Genomic DNA, 17454 nt, shown 5'->3' with positions numbered 1-17454 from the left:
AATAGTAAAAGCTCAGCTGTTCTTTAGGCAAGCATGCCATGTTCTTTAATAAAGGCGATAATCTCGTCTAGCCCATCACCTGTTTTCATATTGCTAAATACAAAAGGTTTGTCGCCACGCATTTTTTTGGCATCGCGTTCCATCACTTCCAGCGAAGCACCAACCATTGGTGCAAGGTCAGTCTTATTAATAATCAACAAATCAGATTTGGTAATGCCTGGGCCACCCTTACGAGGTATCTTATCGCCTGCAGAAACATCAATGACGTACAAGGTCAAATCAGACAACTCTGGGCTAAACGTCGCGGCTAGATTGTCGCCACCTGACTCAATGATAATCAACTCTAAACCTTCAAAAGTCGCTTGTAGCTCAGCAATCGCAGTCAGATTAATAGACGCATCTTCGCGGATAGCTGTATGTGGACAGCCGCCCGTCTCTACACCGCGGATACGCTCAGCAGGCATGGCATCATTGCGGGTCAAAAACTCTGAATCTTCTTTGGTATAGATGTCATTGGTCACGACTGCCATATTGACCGTATCACGCAGGTTTTGGCATAGCCTTAACGTCAAAGCAGTCTTACCACTACCAACTGGCCCACCAATACCAAGGCGTAAGCACGATAAAGTAGAAGACGGTTTCTGGCTATCACTATCAGTTTGTACGTCTGATGCAGCGTGAGAATTTTTTGATTTAAGCGGAGTTAGAGACATATTAATTTCCTAAAACAGTTTGTATATTAATAATCATAAATAGAAATAAAGGTACAGTTATGAGCGGAACAACCGACTGTATTGCTCCTCATGCATACTCGAGAGGATAGCCAAATTGGGCAAGTTATTAGAGATATTAAGCGATTCATAGAGGTCTTGGCATAGCTGCTGACAGTCCGACTCTTCACTATTACCTAAAGTATTAGCCGTGTTTGTCGACATAACTAAGGCATCAAAAGCCTGTTGTACATCATCGCTTAGAGCTTCGACCTGAGCACCCAGATCGCTTTGCAATTGCCACAGAATACGCTGACCTGCCATTTGTCCTAGCGGCACTGTCTTGACAGCGGCGAGCACCATGTTCTCTAATTGCGCAAATCCATAAGTAGTCATCGACTGCGCTAGTGGCAGTTGCCAATGCTGAGCAACATGAGCAAATAGCGGCAAAAATCCATCTTCAGGTATTTCGGCCGGTATGCCAAGACTCAATACTTCGTTGAGCCAAGATACCATCGCTTGTGCCAACTGCTGCGACTCCAGTACAAACTCTTTACTCTCGAGGCCAGCGTGATAATCGTGTGCTAGATTTGCCGCTAGTGCTTCATGACCTTGGCTGAGCGCACACATTATCAGCCCTAACACTGGCAGCTCGTAGCCAACCACTGCAAGCGATAGATAGTCTTGCATAAATGTAAGCGTACTGGCTTCATCAGATACAACCCCTGACTCAATCGCTGACTCCACACCTTGGGAATAGGTATAGCTACCAATCGGCAAATTGCTCGATGCCAGCATCAGTAGCTGTCCAAGTTGGACTGAATCAGTAGACTGAGCACTGGTATCAACCATCATTTGAACGACCTACAGGCGCATCATGATGGCTATGGCTTTCATCATGGCTATGGTCATGACTTTCCTTATGACTATGAGAGTCACTATGCGAATGTGCATGTGAGTGAGAGTGGCCATGCGCATGCCCTTGGCCCGTTTGATAAGCGCCTGTCTCAGGCTCAAATGGCACTGAGGTAGACTCGATATGTAGACCGAGGTTTTCTAACATTTGTGCAAGTACATGATCATTTTCAAAATATAGCGCATAGCCTGCATCACCCTGATCAAAACTGTGGTCAAACATTAATGGCACATGACGGTTGCCCAAATGATAAGCGCCTTTCATTAGTAAAAAGTCATTAGCAGCAGTCACCTTAGTCACGGCTTGTGGCTTGGCGATAACTTGCATCAACTCTCCAGCTGCATTGATAAGCACGTCATCTCCTTTTAAGACGCCTGTACGAGGTAGGTCAACACCAACTGCCTCACCTGAAACAGTAATGGCTCTAAAGCGGGAATGCTGACGAGTATCAAAGTCTAATAGCAGGTAATCATCGGCTTGATACTGTTCTGCCAATTGCGCTTTTTGAGTATCGCTAAGCGTACTTAAACGGGTACTAAATATTTTCATTATTGTTCTCTGGCTGTTGTTGCTCAAACTATTGTCAATAGTATTGATGGTAAAAATGTTGGGAATACAGACACGATCTCACTCAAGAAACCAACTGACTATTGGCATACATGGTTTATGGCTCACTGTCCTAGAGCTCCTATAAACGTGCATCATAAGCTCTAAAATAAAAAGTAACGCTGTGCCATGGGTAATACATCAGCTGGCTCGCAGGTCAGTGTCTTACCATCGGCACGTACTTCATAAGTCTCAGGATTGATGTCCATATCTGGGCAGTAGCTGTTAAAGCGCATATCGTTTTTACGAATTTTACGGATACCGCGTACTGGCTGAATGACTTTGGTCAATCCAAGCTGTTTATCCACTTGTTTATCGATAGCCGCTTGCGACATAAAGGTAATGCTGGTTTGAGCAATCGATTTTGGATAAGTAGCAAACATAGGACGATAATGCACAGGCTGAGGGGTAGGAATAGAGGCGTTGATATCGCCCATCGGTACCGCAGCGATAAGCCCGCCTTTTATAATGCACTCAGGTTTTACCCCAAAAAACTTGGGCGACCATAGCACCATATCTGCCCATTTACCCACTTCAATTGATCCGACCATATCGCTAATACCGTGAGTAATCGCAGGGTTTATTGTATATTTTGCGATATAGCGCTTGATACGAAAGTTATCGTTGTCCGTGCTTTGGTCATAGTCTGTCAAAGTGATGAACTGTTGCTCATCTTCAATGGTCGCTGTTGCATCTGGTGCAAGATGGCCACGTTGAACTTTCATTTTGTGCGCGGTTTGCCATGTACGGATGACTACTTCACCCACTCGTCCCATCGCTTGTGAATCACTACTCATCATCGAAATCGCACCTAAGTCATGCAAGATATCTTCTGCGGCGATGGTTTCTTGACGAATACGGCTTTCAGCAAAGGCCACGTCTTCAGCGATAGCAGGGCTCAGATGATGACAAACCATCAGCATATCGAGATGCTCATCAATGGTATTGACGGTGTATGGGCGCGTTGGGTTGGTAGATGATGGCAAAACATGCGACTCGCCAATAGCCTTTAGAATATCGGGCGCATGGCCACCGCCTGCCCCTTCAGTATGAAAAGTATGGATACAGCGGTCTTTAAAAGCAGCGAGCGTACTTTCGAGATAGCCACTTTCATTTAAAGTATCGGTATGAATAGCCACTTGCACATCATAGTCGTCAGCGACACTCAAGCAGTTATCGATGGCTTGCGGGGTTGTACCCCAATCTTCATGTAGCTTTAGCCCCACGGCACCTGCTTCGATTTGTTCAGCAATGGGTTCTGGTACACTTACATTGCCTTTACCTAGCAGCCCAATATTCATAGGGATACTGTCGGTAGATTTTAGCATTGAGGCAATATGATACGCCCCTGGTGTACAGGTAGTGGCAAGCGTACCTTGAGCTGGCCCTGTGCCGCCGCCCAGCATCGTCGTTACCCCTGACATAAGCGCTGTCTCACACTGCTGAGGCGCGATAAAATGAATATGACTATCGACGCCACCTGCTGTGAGGATTTTGCCTTCGCCAGAGATGATTTCGGTAGCACCGCCAATAGGAATATCAATAGCAGGCTGGATATCAGGATTGCCCGCTTTGCCGATGGCACTGATACGACCATCTTTGATACCAATATCCGCTTTATAGATGCCTGTATAGTCAACGACCAATGCATTGGTAATAACTGTATCGGCAACTTCTGCACCCAGCAATTGTCCTTGACCCATACCATCACGGATGACTTTACCACCGCCAAATTTAACTTCTTCACCTTTAATTTCAATAGGCTTGCTGCTGCTTTCACCACTTTGCGACGTATCCGCTTGGTCAACAGCTGTATCTTTATGACTGGTTAAATCCGCTTCAACCTGTAGCCAAAGCTCGGTATCGGCAAGACGGACTTTGTCACCTGTGGTAGGGCCAAAATGCTCAGCATAAATGCGACGACTGACTCGTTTTTGCGAAGTAGCAGTTGCCTTTTTATCAGTGGCGCTCTCTGATGCTTCGTCGGGATGAGCGGCGCCCATGACACGCCCAGCAAAACCATATACATCTTGCTTACCAGCGTATGCTACCAATTCGACTTCCCGCGATTGGCCCGGCTCAAAACGTACGGCGGTGCCAGAGATAATATTGAGACGAAAACCCCGAGTCTGCTCTCTCTCAAAGCTCAAGGCATCATTAACTTCATAAAAGTGATAATGCGAGCCGATTTGGATAGGTCTATCACCAGTATTACTGACACTGATCGTCTGCACCTGTCGCCCTTGGTTTAAGATAATATCGCCATCTTGGATATGGTATTCGCCTGCTTGCATGGTAGCCGCCTTATTTTATAGTGAGCATTTCAGTGCTATAACAATGGTATACAGCGTTACACGATGGGATTATGTACCGTGACCAGTTTGGTGCCATCGGGAAAGGTCGCCTCGATTTGTACTTCATCTACCATCTCTGCGACACCTTCCATGACATCATTAGCAGACAAATACGTAGCACCCTCACTCATCAGCTCGGCAACTCTTTTGCCATCTCGTGCGCCTTCCATCAATAGCATACTGATATAAGCGATGGCTTCGGGATAGTTAAGCTTAACACCGCGATTTTTGCGACGCTCAGCCACCATACCAGCCGTAAATAGCATGAGCTTGTCTTTTTCTGTTGGGGTCAGGTGCATGACGATTCCTTGTTGTACTTATCATTATATTTATAGCAGATTAGAGGTTTTCAAAGCATTAGATATCGATTAAAAACAGTCGCAATATATCTTAATTTCATTATTTAAGGTGGCCGTATTAGGTGTCCCAAATACGTGGACGACAAGGTTCAAGTTGCCACCAATGATCTCGCAAGACTTCTCTCAGCTGATAAAACGCTTCAAAACAACCACGTACATCTGAGCCAATATAGCGGATATTGATCGCTTGGCAATTATGAGTGCAGTAGACAGGCAGCTGTGCTTGAATAATGACTTGGCGCAATGCTGCTACGGTATTGTCTAGATAGCGGGTTAATGACTGTTTGATAGTTGCTTGGGCCGTTTCGGTCGATTGCGTGGTTTGTGACGCGGAGAGTGCAAGATTGTCATGGACGTCGCTTAAGCTTGGGACTGCCCAAAACGATCCATAAATATGCTGGTTCGCTAATCCTAAATTTGAGGTAAACCAGCGATTTTGTGCTGCCTGCGCCACTCGCTCAGCAACGATTACTTTACCTTCTCGATAAATATTCAATCCAGTATGATAACGCCCTTGCAAAAACTGCTCGTCGTAAGCTTGCCGTCCAAATACGCTAATCTCCCATGTCAGTAGACTAGATGAATCCGTCAAATCGAAGCGGCTCGCTGCATGCATATTGGCTTCGTTATAAATGATACTCTCTTGCGGTAGCCATTCTAAACGGGTCTCTGCCGCGAGGTTGGCCTTTACATGTTGGCTCGCATAGGCAGCTATTTCATTTTGCCCCATATTTTGGTGAGCATCGTCGCTGCCCAACGGAGCTTTATGTTTTTGGCTAACACTGTCTTTGCCGTACCACTTACCTGCCCCTGGTGTGGTGATAACAGCATGGCTACCACTATCCAAATTTAGGTCTATAGTCAGCGTATCGCCACCTGCGATACCAGCTGGCGGGTACAATATCAGTATGTGACAAATACCCTGCTGTACGCTTGGCTCAGGATACAGAGCACGCTGTACCATCAAGGCACCTGTATGCTTACGATGATAAAGTCGCGTTTTTGAGTTATCAGCCGTACCTTCTTTGGCCGTACTTGTACTGCTAACAGTGTCAAAGCTTAATGCTAAAGAAGAGGCCCAACTCATTTTATATACTCATTTACCAATTAAATATGTTTCAGTATTTTGTATGACAGCTATCATTTGCTATGTGTTAAGACTCTATTACCAATCGTTAACTACAGTTCATTAGCGACAGTAATATCAGAATAATAACGGAGGGATACAGCCTACACCATTTATCGTGCCTAGCGCACCATGATAAATCAAAGCGTCAATGTTTTTATTGATACAAGCACTGTGCCAACCCTTGATAGCAGATAATCAAATAGACAACCTTACCGGCTCAAAACTTTGATTTGTCTGCGCTTTTTCTTTTTTGGATTAGACGATAAAAACAATCATATATTTCCAGCTATTTTCTAAACGTTTTTTGAGCCTTAATTATTTATAAAATTAGCAGATCTTTGCACCAAAACAGTACATTTTGTCCATAATAGTGCGTTTTTTAGCGTTATTGTTAGCGCAATATCCTCTGAGGACAGTAGATAAGCAAAAATACTAAACGCATAACTATTTGCAGGCTTAGTCAGTAAGATAGGTGGATTGTAGGGCTATTAATCAGGTATTCTATGTTAAAAAGTCAGGTTAGACATGATTTACGCTATTTGTATCGATATAGAAACTGTCGATACAGGTACTATCAATATCTGTACGACTTGATAATAGATAAGATAGTATTTATCTACTTCTAGACGTATTTTTAGTATAAGTTTCAATATAAGCAATGAGTCCTAGACATATCGGAGAGTCACTTTTTCAGCTATTTTATGCACAAACCCGTTTTATAGGCTTGAATAGTGAGCGCAGCCCCCTTATAAACAACCCATTAGTCAAAAACTACTAGACAATAAAATCATTCAATCCATTTTTATTTTATACATTTATCGATAGGACTTTTCTATGACAGATTATGATCGCATCACTGCCAACCCGCATTTTGATATGCTGATGAGTGCGCACAAAGAAGTACAGACCACACAAGCGGCTTTAGTACCTATGGTGGTTGAACAGTCCTCACGCGGTGAACGCTCGTTTGATATCTTTTCACGTCTATTACGTGAGCGCGTTATCTTTTTGACCGGTCAGGTCGAAGACAACATGGCTAACCTCATCGTTGCCCAGTTACTATTCTTAGAAGCTGAGAACCCTGACAAAGATATCCATTTGTATATCAACTCACCAGGTGGTTCAGTAAGCGCTGGCTTGGCTATTTTTGATACCATGAACTTCATCAAACCTGAAGTATCTACTATCTGTATGGGCGGTGCTTACAGCATGGGTTCATTCCTATTGGCCGCTGGTCAAAAAGGCAAGCGCTATTCACTTGCTAATGCTCGTGTCATGATTCACCAGCCATCAGGCGGCGCGCAGGGCCAAGCAACTGATATCGAAATTAATGCTCGTGAAATCCTTAAAACTCGTGCACGTCTAAATAGTATCTTAGCTGAGCGCACTGGTCAGCCAGTAGAAAAAATCGAAAAAGACGTTGAGCGTGATTATTGGTTAGATGCACAAGAAGCCAAAGAGTATGGTTTGGTTGACGAAGTATTAGAGCGTCGTCCTGAATCTTTGTAATCTAAGCATTAACGTGATGCCTCTTCATTGAGAGTGCAATCATAAGACCTTTTATAGTTTATTTGCCGTACAGTAAACCGTTATCAATGTCATACCTGACCTATTGAAAGATATGACCATTGAATGAATACGATAATTGACATACTACAAATAAACTAACCAGTTTTAAATTTTAGGAGCGCCTTTTATGGCAGAAGATAATACCCCGCAGTGTTCGTTTTGCGGTAAAGCCAAAAGCGATGTACAGCAACTGATTGCTGCTGACGATGCCAATATCTGTAATGAATGTATCGAGCTATGTACTGACTTAATCGCAGACAGCGCAGAGCACGGTGATGACGATAGCGAAGTAGATACCTCTTGGGTCAATAAAAAACTACCGACGCCAAAAGAGCTGCGTGCCAAGCTTGATGAATACGTCATCGGTCAGGACGCTGCCAAAAAAGCATTGGCTGTTGCCGTCTATAACCATTATAAACGCCTAAAAGTTAGCCAGACGTTAGCCAACGACAGCAAAAAAGCCAAGATCGGCGCTGACGATGCAATGGTAGAATTGGCTAAGAGTAATATCTTGCTAATCGGTCCGACTGGTTCTGGTAAGACATTGCTTGCGCAAACCTTGGCTCGTCTGCTAGATGTGCCTTTTGCGATGGCTGATGCCACTACCTTAACTGAAGCTGGTTATGTTGGTGAAGATGTTGAAAACATCGTACAAAAGCTACTTCAAGCTTCTGACTATGATGTGGCCAAAGCTGAGCAAGGTATCATCTATATTGATGAAATCGACAAAATCAGTAAAAAAGGCGACAATCCATCTATTACCCGTGATGTATCAGGTGAAGGCGTACAGCAAGCATTGCTAAAGCTAATCGAAGGTACTGTGGCTGCTATCCCGCCGCACGGTGGTCGTAAGCACCCACAGCAAGAGCTGATCCAAGTTGATACCAGCAACATCCTAATCATCGTTGGTGGTGCATTTGCTGGACTTGATAAAGTCATTCAGCAACGTACCGAAAAAGGCGGTATCGGCTTTAACGCTGATGTCAGCTCAAAAGATGACAGCCGTCGCAGCTCAGACTTGCTACAAGAAGTCGAGCCAGAAGATTTGATCAAGTTTGGTCTGATTCCTGAGCTAATCGGTCGTCTGCCAGTACTTGCGGCACTGCAAGAGCTAGATGAAGCGGCCCTAGTACAAATCCTGACCGAACCTAAGAACGCACTGGTAAAACAGTACAAGTACTTGTTCGATATGGAAGGTGCTGAGATTAGCTTTACCCAAGAAGCCCTAGATGCCATCGCCAAAAAAGCAATGGAGCGCAAGACAGGTGCTCGTGGTCTACGTTCTATCGTAGAAAACGCCCTGCTTGAGACTATGTATGAGCTACCTTCTATGGAAAATGCTAAAACTGTAATGGTTGATGCGGACGTTATCAATGAAGGTAAAGTGCCTAAAATTGCTTAATTTATAACTGATATAAATAGTCCGTTATCATTAACGGACTACTCAAAAAGCGCCTTGCTGAATAAGCTAAGGCGCTTTTTTTATGCCTATTATTTAACCAATTTGTCTGTTGGATAGCTTGCCTGTTAGATAACTTGATACTAGATAACTTGCCTACTGAAAATTGGCGATTTCCATTACACCTGCTCTGAAATGACAGCAGCGTTTATCAATCGCTAGCAGACATCAGCACAAACCATGCTAATGTAGATAGACTGTTTTGACCTTTATACTTTATTTCTATATACCACTATATATAGTCCGTACAACTCATATGATTAATAAGACAAAGGATTGTTTATTATGCTCAACCATGTGACCGCTATGGCGACTTCATTGCGCCAACATTTACCGTTTTCTTCTAACCATACTTCATTGGATGACTCAGACATTGCATCCTACTATCGCAACCATGTCGCTGCTATTACGGGCGCAGGCTCTGGTATGGGGCGTGAGCTGGCCATTCATTTAGCAAAAATGGGCTGTCATGTTGCACTATCAGATATCAATCCTGAACAGCTGGCAGCGACCAAACAGTTACTTGCCAATTATGATGTCAACGTCACTATGACCGTACTCGATGTGTCAGACAATACAGCCGTAGAAGCATGGGCTGATAGTGTGATGAGCGATCATGGCAAAGTAAATTTCATCTTTAACAATGCAGGTGTCGCACTCTACTCTACCGTCGAAGGCAGTAGTATTAGTGAGCTTGAATGGGTAATGAACATTAACTTTTGGGGTGTGGTTTACGGTACTAAGGCGTTTTTACCGTTAATCAAAAACAGCGTGAAACAGAGCCAGTTTGGCGAGCATGGACATATTGTCAATATCTCAAGTCTGTTTGGTTTGACCGCTCAGCCATCACAGTCAGCCTACAACTCTAGCAAATTTGCCGTACGCGGCTTCACAGAGAGCTTACGCCAAGAGCTAAACATCCAGAACTGCGGGGTATCAGCAACTTGTATCCATCCGGGCGGGATCAAAACCAATATTGCCAATAGCGCGCGCGGTAATGAGAGTATCCATGATATTGGCATGAGTACTGGGCCCAAAGCCATCAGAAGTTTTAATAAATTCTTAAAATTCGATGCCAATGAAGCGGCTTGGATTATCCTACAGGCAGCAGCGACTAATCAGCAACGCTGCCTGATTGGTAACGATGCCAAGATGATTGATGCCATCCAACGTGTATTTCCCTCACATTATAGCCAAGTGCTGAACGACTTCCATCAACTGTCCCGCAAACTAAAACCACGTCGTCATAAAAAGCTAAAGACCGTTAAATAGTATGTTATCAACATTCCCTCTATCATGAGAAATTGATGAATTTATATATAAAAAGCCCAGCTATAGTCGTAGCCAGGCTTTTTGAAAGTTGCCATTATTGATGAAGGATAAGACTGAATTTTGAGACTGGTGATGATATTTTAGCTCAACCTTCTAAGCATTAAGGCAGCTTCATATCACCAGCGACCAACCAACCCATACGGCGCATAATATAAGCCACTAACCCTGCAATCACTGCAGGCAAGACAAACATCAGGAGAATAATCGCTGCCCATAATTGACCAGTGCTCATAATTGCTTGTGACGCTTCAATCACCCCAAACACACCGACCAAACCAGCAGTACCCATACCCGCACCTGTCGCGGTACAAGCTAATCCAAAACCAACGGTCGCGATAGGCCCAACGATAGCACTAGCAATGACAGCAGGGAGAAGAACAATAGGTTTTCTGAGCACATTAGGGATTTGCAGCATACTGGTACCCAAGCCCTGAGAAATGACACCACTAACGCCATTGTCTTTAAAACTTGCAACAGCAAAACCAATCATATGCGCAGCACAGCCTACCACTGCTGCCCCGCCCGCCAATCCACCAAGCCCAATGGCAATACAAATGGCTGCACTCGACGTTGGTAGGGTCAATAAAATACCAACCACTACGGCGATGACGATACCCATTAGCAGTGGCTGTAATTCAGTAGCGGCATGAATACCCTGACCGATAGCTGCGACCCCTGCTACGATAGGTGGATTAAGCAGTGCGCAAACTAAGAGAGCAATACCGCATACAATTAAGGGCACCAATAAAATATCAAGCTTCGTCTTCCCAGCGATCCAAGTACCAGCACGATAAGCAAACACAGAAGTCAGATAAGCACCGATTGGATTGCCCGGCAGTGCTACAAAAGTTGCAGGCCCACCCACTTGCGGCGTAAAGAGCGTGCCTGCCATTAGTGCTTCAGAATGGGCACCAAGCATACCCGCTACTAGGCAGCTAAGCATCACTAGCGTTGGCGCTTTTAAGTAGTAAGCGATACCTACACCGATACCAGCACCCATCAATATCGAGGCAAGCTTCCCGACCGCGACCAATGCTGGCAAATCTAACCAACCACCGATTTGCGAGATAATCAGACCTGCGATCAACGTGACAAATAGCCCGAGAGCCATACCAGTAAAAGCATCGATAAAGTATTTTTGAAAGAACGCTTTAATAATGCCTGCTTGCGGTGTTACTGAGTTAGATACGGTCATAACCATACTCTTAATGGACGTTTAATAGGGTAAAACAGCTAGAAAGCTTTTGATAAAATAAAGAGATAAAAAAAGCGTCATTACGACGCTTTTTTTGATAAATACAATAACTGTAAACGACTGAATCTAGCGACGCTGTTCAACGATAATAGAATCTATACCATTGTTCTGTAGGCGCTGCTGTGCTGTCGTTACTGCTTGACGGTTATTCAAAGGACGCGAGATGACTTGATAAATTGGCAAGCCATTACCCGTCGTGTTTTTGACCACGCGAGCATCAACACCCGCCATTAGTACTTGCGCACGGCGACGATCCGCTTCATCTGCATCACTAAAGCTATTAATCTGCAAGATATAGGTCGCTGCAGGTTTAGCAGCTTGGATGCTGGCCGTACCTGCTGCTGTATTATTATTGCGGGTTGTAGCGTTGCTAGTAGCAGGCGGCGTACCATCATAAGTTGCATCTTCTTCAACGACAACGATATCCTCACTAGACCCAGCATTATTACTACCAGCAGGTTCGACAGTCGCATTTTCCGAACCACCGAAGCTGCCGGTTTCTGTACTGCCTGCATTACTCTCTGGTTGAGTAACGACGACGTCTGGTTCAAACGCACCGATATCACCTATTTGATCATTATCAATATCAGCGATATCTTCATCAGGGATGGTTGCCATCTCTTGATTTGGCAAAATATCGTAGAACTCATAATCGCCATTGTCGGTATCAGTATCCACACGTGGCTGTACTTGGCGATCAGGGTCATTCTCAGCACTACCATCAGCGGGGCTGAAATTGAATAATGGTGAGAGGTAGATAAACACCCCGATCATAAGGGTCAATACGGCCCCAACAAACATCCACAATAAGCCTGATACGCTACTTGATTTGCGCTTTTCTGTTGCGCCTTTAGGTTTTTTGGCTAGCATGGATCTCGTTCTCCCTACTGGATTTAACTATCATCATCGAATTAATGCTATCAGCTGTCTATACTCATGTCACATTTTAGAAAAGTACTACATGCTAGACGGTGCAGACAAGCCTAGCAGACTAAGGCCATTTGCTAATACCTGTCTAACGGCTTTTGACAGACGCAAACGTGCTTGCATTAAGTCTAGCTCATCCTGACTTGGCGTTTCACCTGACGTCAAGCTCATTGGCAAGATACGATTGGTGTCATACCAACCATGGAACAATGCCGCCAGCTCTTTTAGGTAGTTGGTCAAGACGTGCGGTTCATAACCAGTCGCTGCACGAAGTAACGTCGCTGGATATCCTGCTAACAGTTTAATCAGCTCGTCTTCGTTTGGCGCACTTAGCAAGTCTTGATGTGCCAAACCAATGGCATCATCTACGGTCAAATCGTAGGTTGCCAATTTTTCTAACACGCGGCAAACGCGCGCATGAGCATACTGAATATAATACACTTGATTGTCTTTGCTTTGTGATTTGGCAAGTTCTAAGTCAAAATCTACATGCACTTCAGGCTTACGCGCTACATAGTAGAATCGTGCAGCATCGTTACCGACTTCTGCACGTAGCTCACGCAAGGTCACAAACTGACCAGAACGCGAAGACATTTGTACTTTTTCACTACCGCGCCATAACGCGACAAACTGTACAAGCACTACATCTAGACGTTCTGCATCGATACCAAGAGCCAGTAGCGCTGCTTTTACGCGTGGGACATAACCATGATGATCTGCGCCCCAAACGTTAATGACTTTATCAAAGCCGCGATCGAACTTATTTTTATGATAAGCGATGTCAGAGGCAAAATACGTCGACTGGCCATTGGCACGGCGTACAACACGGTCTTTCTCATCGCCGAAATCGGTCGATTTAAACCAGATGTTGCCGTCTTTTTCGTATAGGTAGCCCTTGTCATCTAGTATCTGTAGGACAGGCTCAATCTCGCTATCGATAGATCTTTCGCTAAACCAGCACTCGTAGCTCACGCCAAAGTCATTTAAGTCGTCTTTGATATCCGCCAAAATACTGCTCAAGGCTGCGTTTAAAAATAACGCGTAGCTGTCACCTAACAAAGACTTACTATTGGCAATCAAGCCATCAATATGCGCTTCTTTATCACCTGAGATAACGGTTTTTTCGCCATCAGCATTAATCTCAAACTGAGCGTCTTCTGGCACATCTTTGGCAACGTCTGCAAAACTATGTACGTAGCTATCGCCATGCTGTGTTTTTAGCGTCTGGGCGATGTCACTGACATAGTCACCTTGATAGGCGTTAACTGGGAAAGTTATCTCTTCACCATTTAGCTGTAGATAGCGCAAATATGTACTAGTCGCTAAGATGTCCATTTGACGACCAGCGTCATTGACATAATATTCACGCGTGACGTCATAGCCGATGGCTTCTAGCAAGTTAGCAACGCTCATGCCAAATGCAGCACCGCGACCGTGACCGACATGCAGACTTGAGGTTGGATTGGCAGAAACGAATTCAACTTGGACTTTTTGACCGTCAAACTGATTGCTCAAGCCAAAGCGATCTTGCAATGTGAAGATATCATCCAAGACAGAAAATTTAGCTTCCGAGTTTAAGAATACGTTGATAAACCCTGGTCCTGCGATTTCTACTTGGCGAATATCTTGATTGTCAGGCAATGCGCTGACGATTTTTTCAGCAAGTTGACGCGGATTAGCCTTGGCCGCTTTCGCTGCCGTTAGCGCGATATTACTGGCAAAATCACCGTGACTTAAATCTTTCGTACGGGTAATTTGACTGTTATTTTGCCAATCGCTTGGTAGCGTACCATCTGCTTGTAGGGTTTGAATTGCATCGTTAAATAGGGATGCAAGCGTATCAATTTGGGCTTGTGACATAGGAATTTGAACTCAATTAAATAAATAACAAAAACGGTGCGAATGCGAGCAATCGATAACGGCTTATTATAATAGCGACCGACATTGCAGGGATAGAATAATGTAAAAAGATAAGTAACCTGTAAATATAACAATCTTTGCGCTTTATTGCACCATTTGCGCCAAAATTAGCACTAAAATCTTACCGTTATCAGGATTTGGACTGACTAATATCAATGATGCAAAACTGATAAATAACTCATAACGTGAATTGTAGCGTTACTGTTGCTCAATACTGGGCAGTCGTTTATACCTGACTGCTTCCACGTTATAATGATGGTTTGTACGGCTCTTCTAAAATATAGAAGACGCGTTACTACTCTATTATAGGATTACGCCATGTTTGCTATTGCCGCCAGTACTGTCACCAGTTGGGGACTGTACGTCTTGTTGCCGATATTCATCGCTTTCTTGTTTTTTATTATGTGGGATATCTCTAAAACGTCTGAAGCTGGACGCGCTGGTACTTTTTGGATATTTCTAGCCCTAGGCGCAGGTTCTGTTGGTTTTATCCTTAAGATAGTCATGGAAGTCGCTTTCAAAAAATGGTTAATCTAATTAGCCATTTTCATCACTATTCTTTGATATCGCTTAGGACATGAATAGCAAAACTAAAAATGTAATTACGACTTATGACTGCTGCCCTTTATAAGGTGTCAGTCATTTGAATCAGGGCCTTTTAAATCAAGGCTTCTTAGATCAAAACCCTTTAAATAAAAGAAGCTACTGAGCCTTAGCATTATTCTCTATAACCTGACTCACATACGTTGGTAGGTCCCACGCTCCACCAGCAAAACCTCGGCACATTCCCGTACTAGACTCTTCGCTCTTAGCAAACGTTTCACCATTCCATATCCATGCAGTACGGCTCCAGCAATCACCAATGCCTCGATCTTTATGAGTGGCCGAAATCTCACCATCAAAATAATCATTGCCCGCTGTCGTGATAAGCGTAGGTTTGCTAGGCTTTGCATTATCAATAAGCCAATAGCCATTACTAGAATTGTAAGCACCTAGCCAGCACGTATGCGCGGCTAACGTATAGCTATCATCAACTGGTATAAAGTCCCAACCAAGCATCGTAGAGCCATAATCTGACATTCGCTGATATGTTTCAGTTTTTGGGTTAATCAGCTCACAGTCGCCCATCGCGTCCTTGGACCCTATAAGCTGCTCATCATTAATATCGACCCACTTATCAATATTTTCCTGAAAATATGCCAGCTTTGATGGAGCAAGTGTTTTGTTGTCTTTTGCTGAATATGCAAATGCTTTTTGAATGATTGGTTTTGGTAGAGCTACTTTAGGACGTTGACGATTTGGATTATGCTTACTGACCGATGCTATCGGCGTCCCTACCCGACCTTGTACATCGTCTAGTTTGAGCAATACTGCTGACATGCCTTTATCGCTGATCTGCCAGTAGTTGTCGCCTGCTCTAATTTCTATCTTGGTCGCGATACGAGCATGATCAAGTAGTGCTTGGGTCTGCTTGGCTGATAAGTCGTATAGTAGACTGTCTTCTTTATTGGGTTGCAGCACACCATAGTTCTTATTATTCAGCCAAAGCTCAGCAGGCTTAAGATCATCTAGCGGCACTTCTGATATAAACTGAATTTGCGCTTGTTGTAGAGCTACTTTTGGCAATGCTGTGAGCAATATTGAGGCAGGCTCATCTATTAGTGATTCACTGGCGTATCCAGCAGCTCGACAAGTCCGCGTATTATCACAAACCACTTGCCAGTCATTTTGTACAAAGCCCCAGCCTTCAGATACAGTTCCATAACCTGCCATAGCAGGTAGCGATAGCAAGCTGGTAGTAGCTACAATCAAAGTCTTTGATGTCTTCATAGTGCTTTCCTTATGTTAGCTACCACCATCAATGCTACTTTTTGGCAATCAGAGTCGCACGCATGGGAGCAGGATATCCTTCGACGGTCTTAGTCGAGTCATTAGGATCTAAGAAGTCTGCTAACGAATGATAGGTCATCCATTCGGTTTGTCGTTGTTCCTCAGTCGAGGTGACTGCCACATCGACGCAGCGCACATCTGAAAACCCTGCTTTCTCTAACCAGCCAATTAATGCCGCCACCGATGGTAAGAAATAGACGTTATTCATCTGCGCATAGCGATCGTGCGGTACCAGTACAGTATTGGCATCACCTTCAATCACCAGCGTCTCAAGTACCAGCTCACCACCTTTGTTCAATTGTCCTTTAAGCTGTTGTAAATGCTCAAACGGTGACTGACGATGATAAAGTACGCCCATGCTAAATACGGTATCAAACAGCTGACTGTGCTCAGGTAACGCTTCAAGCGGTACAGGAATATAATGCGTCCGATAGCTACCTGTATCACTAGCGTCTGCGGCACCAACAAAGTGACGAATCGCCATAAACTGATGATAAAACAAGCATGACGGATCAATAATAATGACCGTATCCGCGCCAGCCCCTGCCATGCGCCAGCCGTGATAACCAGAGCCACCGCCCACATCCAATACGCGGCGACCGTCTAATCTACTTAAATGCGGCGCAACGCGTTTCCATTTCCAATCACTATGCCACTCAGTATCGATCTTAATACCTGACCCATCATTGCCGATTTGACCGCCAATCTGAAATGGGCCTTTACGCCACGGCATCAACTGCTTTAATAGTGCCGTTGTTTGTTTGCGCTGAGACTCATTTAGATCTACCTCAATCGTCAATGTATCACTATTTAGATCGACATTATTGACAGTTAAGTTTGGCAAACGAGCGACTGACGCTTGGTAAGCAGGCACGTGCGCATAGTTGGCTTTGTCTTTTATATCACCTAGCCACGTTGGTAATTGCTTGAGCCACTCATAAGCGCTCGGCTGCTGCTGTGCCAGCTCTAGCAAGGTTAAATACAGTTCACGTTCGGCGTTGATGATAGTGTCGTTGAGCATAAAAGCA

General features: G+C 44.3%; 15 protein-coding genes. 4 read left to right on the top strand and 11 right to left on the bottom strand.

What is annotated here, in order from left to right; all coding sequences use genetic code 11:
* Positions 1-23 precede the first annotated feature (23 nt).
* The 6 genes from ureG to ACHEVO_RS13105 all read right to left on the bottom strand — a co-directional run bounded on the left by ureG (position 24) and on the right by ACHEVO_RS13105 (position 6032).
* On the bottom strand, positions 24-713 hold the full coding sequence (gene ureG, locus ACHEVO_RS13130; protein WP_394125199.1) for an urease accessory protein UreG: 690 nt from the start codon (positions 711-713) through the stop codon (positions 24-26).
* 57 nt (positions 714-770) lie between these two features.
* Positions 771-1565, bottom strand: a complete 795-nt coding sequence (locus ACHEVO_RS13125; protein ID WP_394125198.1) for an urease accessory protein UreF — start codon at positions 1563-1565, stop codon at positions 771-773.
* On the bottom strand, positions 1555-2175 hold the full coding sequence (ureE, locus tag ACHEVO_RS13120; RefSeq protein WP_394125197.1) for an urease accessory protein UreE: 621 nt from the start codon (positions 2173-2175) through the stop codon (positions 1555-1557). The genes ACHEVO_RS13125 and ureE overlap by 11 nt, the downstream gene beginning before the upstream one ends.
* Positions 2176-2336: 161 nt before the next feature.
* Positions 2337-4526 carry an urease subunit alpha gene (ureC, locus tag ACHEVO_RS13115; RefSeq protein WP_394125196.1) on the bottom strand — a complete coding sequence of 730 codons (2190 nt, stop codon included), beginning with the start codon at positions 4524-4526 and terminating at the stop codon, positions 2337-2339.
* A gap of 56 nt (positions 4527-4582) precedes the next feature.
* On the bottom strand, positions 4583-4885 hold the full coding sequence (ureA, locus tag ACHEVO_RS13110; protein ID WP_201569572.1) for an urease subunit gamma: 303 nt from the start codon (positions 4883-4885) through the stop codon (positions 4583-4585).
* A 118-nt stretch (positions 4886-5003) separates the two neighbouring features.
* Positions 5004-6032: an urease accessory protein UreD gene (locus ACHEVO_RS13105; protein WP_394125195.1), complete on the bottom strand. Its 1029-nt coding sequence runs from the start codon at positions 6030-6032 to the stop codon at positions 5004-5006.
* 924 nt (positions 6033-6956) lie between these two features.
* Here ACHEVO_RS13105 and clpP point away from each other — a divergent pair.
* From clpP to ACHEVO_RS13090, 3 genes are all read left to right on the top strand, one after another.
* Positions 6957-7583 carry an ATP-dependent Clp endopeptidase proteolytic subunit ClpP gene (gene clpP, locus ACHEVO_RS13100; protein WP_197411852.1) on the top strand — a complete coding sequence of 209 codons (627 nt, stop codon included), beginning with the start codon at positions 6957-6959 and terminating at the stop codon, positions 7581-7583.
* A gap of 187 nt (positions 7584-7770) precedes the next feature.
* A complete protein-coding gene (clpX, locus tag ACHEVO_RS13095) occupies positions 7771-9045 on the top strand; it encodes an ATP-dependent protease ATP-binding subunit ClpX (RefSeq protein WP_057761822.1) in 1275 nt (424 codons plus the stop codon).
* A 342-nt stretch (positions 9046-9387) separates the two neighbouring features.
* Complete coding sequence (locus ACHEVO_RS13090; RefSeq protein ID WP_394125194.1) at positions 9388-10374, top strand: SDR family NAD(P)-dependent oxidoreductase; 987 nt, start codon at positions 9388-9390, stop codon at positions 10372-10374.
* A gap of 160 nt (positions 10375-10534) precedes the next feature.
* On the opposite strand, the gene ACHEVO_RS13085 is transcribed toward ACHEVO_RS13090, so the two are convergent.
* From ACHEVO_RS13085 to argS, 3 genes are all read right to left on the bottom strand, one after another.
* Positions 10535-11629 (bottom strand): PTS transporter subunit IIC, encoded by a 1095-nt coding sequence (locus tag ACHEVO_RS13085; protein ID WP_394125193.1) that lies wholly within the window; start codon positions 11627-11629, stop codon positions 10535-10537.
* A gap of 126 nt (positions 11630-11755) precedes the next feature.
* Positions 11756-12559 carry an SPOR domain-containing protein gene (locus ACHEVO_RS13080; RefSeq protein WP_296207294.1) on the bottom strand — a complete coding sequence of 268 codons (804 nt, stop codon included), beginning with the start codon at positions 12557-12559 and terminating at the stop codon, positions 11756-11758.
* Between the two features lie 87 nt (positions 12560-12646).
* Positions 12647-14476 carry an arginine--tRNA ligase gene (gene argS / locus ACHEVO_RS13075; RefSeq protein ID WP_165597600.1) on the bottom strand — a complete coding sequence of 610 codons (1830 nt, stop codon included), beginning with the start codon at positions 14474-14476 and terminating at the stop codon, positions 12647-12649.
* Positions 14477-14854: 378 nt separating this feature from the next.
* Here argS and ACHEVO_RS13070 point away from each other — a divergent pair, with 378 nt between their 5' ends.
* Complete coding sequence (locus ACHEVO_RS13070) at positions 14855-15073, top strand: DUF2788 domain-containing protein (RefSeq protein ID WP_101205310.1); 219 nt, start codon at positions 14855-14857, stop codon at positions 15071-15073.
* Between the two features lie 165 nt (positions 15074-15238).
* Here ACHEVO_RS13070 and ACHEVO_RS13065 read toward each other — a convergent pair whose 3' ends face one another.
* Positions 15239-16366 (bottom strand): DUF1176 domain-containing protein, encoded by a 1128-nt coding sequence (locus ACHEVO_RS13065; RefSeq protein ID WP_394125192.1) that lies wholly within the window; start codon positions 16364-16366, stop codon positions 15239-15241.
* A gap of 34 nt (positions 16367-16400) precedes the next feature.
* Positions 16401-17447, bottom strand: coding sequence for a tRNA 5-methoxyuridine(34)/uridine 5-oxyacetic acid(34) synthase CmoB (gene cmoB, locus ACHEVO_RS13060; protein ID WP_394125191.1), 1047 nt, complete (start codon positions 17445-17447; stop codon positions 16401-16403).
* Between the last annotated feature and the right edge of the window lie 7 nt (positions 17448-17454).

Source organism: Psychrobacter nivimaris (assembly GCF_043419765.1).
In the GTDB taxonomy this organism is placed as follows: domain Bacteria; phylum Pseudomonadota; class Gammaproteobacteria; order Pseudomonadales; family Moraxellaceae; genus Psychrobacter.
This window is presented reverse-complemented; position numbering and strand designations above follow the sequence as displayed.

What these genes read in the sequence shown, in the direction of transcription:
- ureG (WP_394125199.1), bottom strand. Translation starts at nt 713, where the DNA reads ATGTCTCTAACTCCGCTTAAATCAAAAAATTCTCACGCTGCATCAGAC.
- ACHEVO_RS13125 (WP_394125198.1), bottom strand. Translation starts at nt 1,565, where the DNA reads ATGATGGTTGATACCAGTGCTCAGTCTACTGATTCAGTCCAACTTGGA.
- ureE (WP_394125197.1), bottom strand. Translation starts at nt 2,175, where the DNA reads ATGAAAATATTTAGTACCCGTTTAAGTACGCTTAGCGATACTCAAAAA.
- ureC (WP_394125196.1), bottom strand. Translation starts at nt 4,526, where the DNA reads ATGCAAGCAGGCGAATACCATATCCAAGATGGCGATATTATCTTAAAC.
- ureA (WP_201569572.1), bottom strand. Translation starts at nt 4,885, where the DNA reads ATGCACCTGACCCCAACAGAAAAAGACAAGCTCATGCTATTTACGGCT.
- ACHEVO_RS13105 (WP_394125195.1), bottom strand. Translation starts at nt 6,032, where the DNA reads ATGAGTTGGGCCTCTTCTTTAGCATTAAGCTTTGACACTGTTAGCAGT.
- clpP (WP_197411852.1), top strand. Translation starts at nt 6,957, where the DNA reads ATGAGTGCGCACAAAGAAGTACAGACCACACAAGCGGCTTTAGTACCT.
- clpX (WP_057761822.1), top strand. Translation starts at nt 7,771, where the DNA reads ATGGCAGAAGATAATACCCCGCAGTGTTCGTTTTGCGGTAAAGCCAAA.
- ACHEVO_RS13090 (WP_394125194.1), top strand. Translation starts at nt 9,388, where the DNA reads ATGCTCAACCATGTGACCGCTATGGCGACTTCATTGCGCCAACATTTA.
- ACHEVO_RS13085 (WP_394125193.1), bottom strand. Translation starts at nt 11,629, where the DNA reads ATGACCGTATCTAACTCAGTAACACCGCAAGCAGGCATTATTAAAGCG.
- ACHEVO_RS13080 (WP_296207294.1), bottom strand. Translation starts at nt 12,559, where the DNA reads ATGCTAGCCAAAAAACCTAAAGGCGCAACAGAAAAGCGCAAATCAAGT.
- argS (WP_165597600.1), bottom strand. Translation starts at nt 14,476, where the DNA reads ATGTCACAAGCCCAAATTGATACGCTTGCATCCCTATTTAACGATGCA.
- ACHEVO_RS13070 (WP_101205310.1), top strand. Translation starts at nt 14,855, where the DNA reads ATGTTTGCTATTGCCGCCAGTACTGTCACCAGTTGGGGACTGTACGTC.
- ACHEVO_RS13065 (WP_394125192.1), bottom strand. Translation starts at nt 16,366, where the DNA reads ATGAAGACATCAAAGACTTTGATTGTAGCTACTACCAGCTTGCTATCG.
- cmoB (WP_394125191.1), bottom strand. Translation starts at nt 17,447, where the DNA reads ATGCTCAACGACACTATCATCAACGCCGAACGTGAACTGTATTTAACC.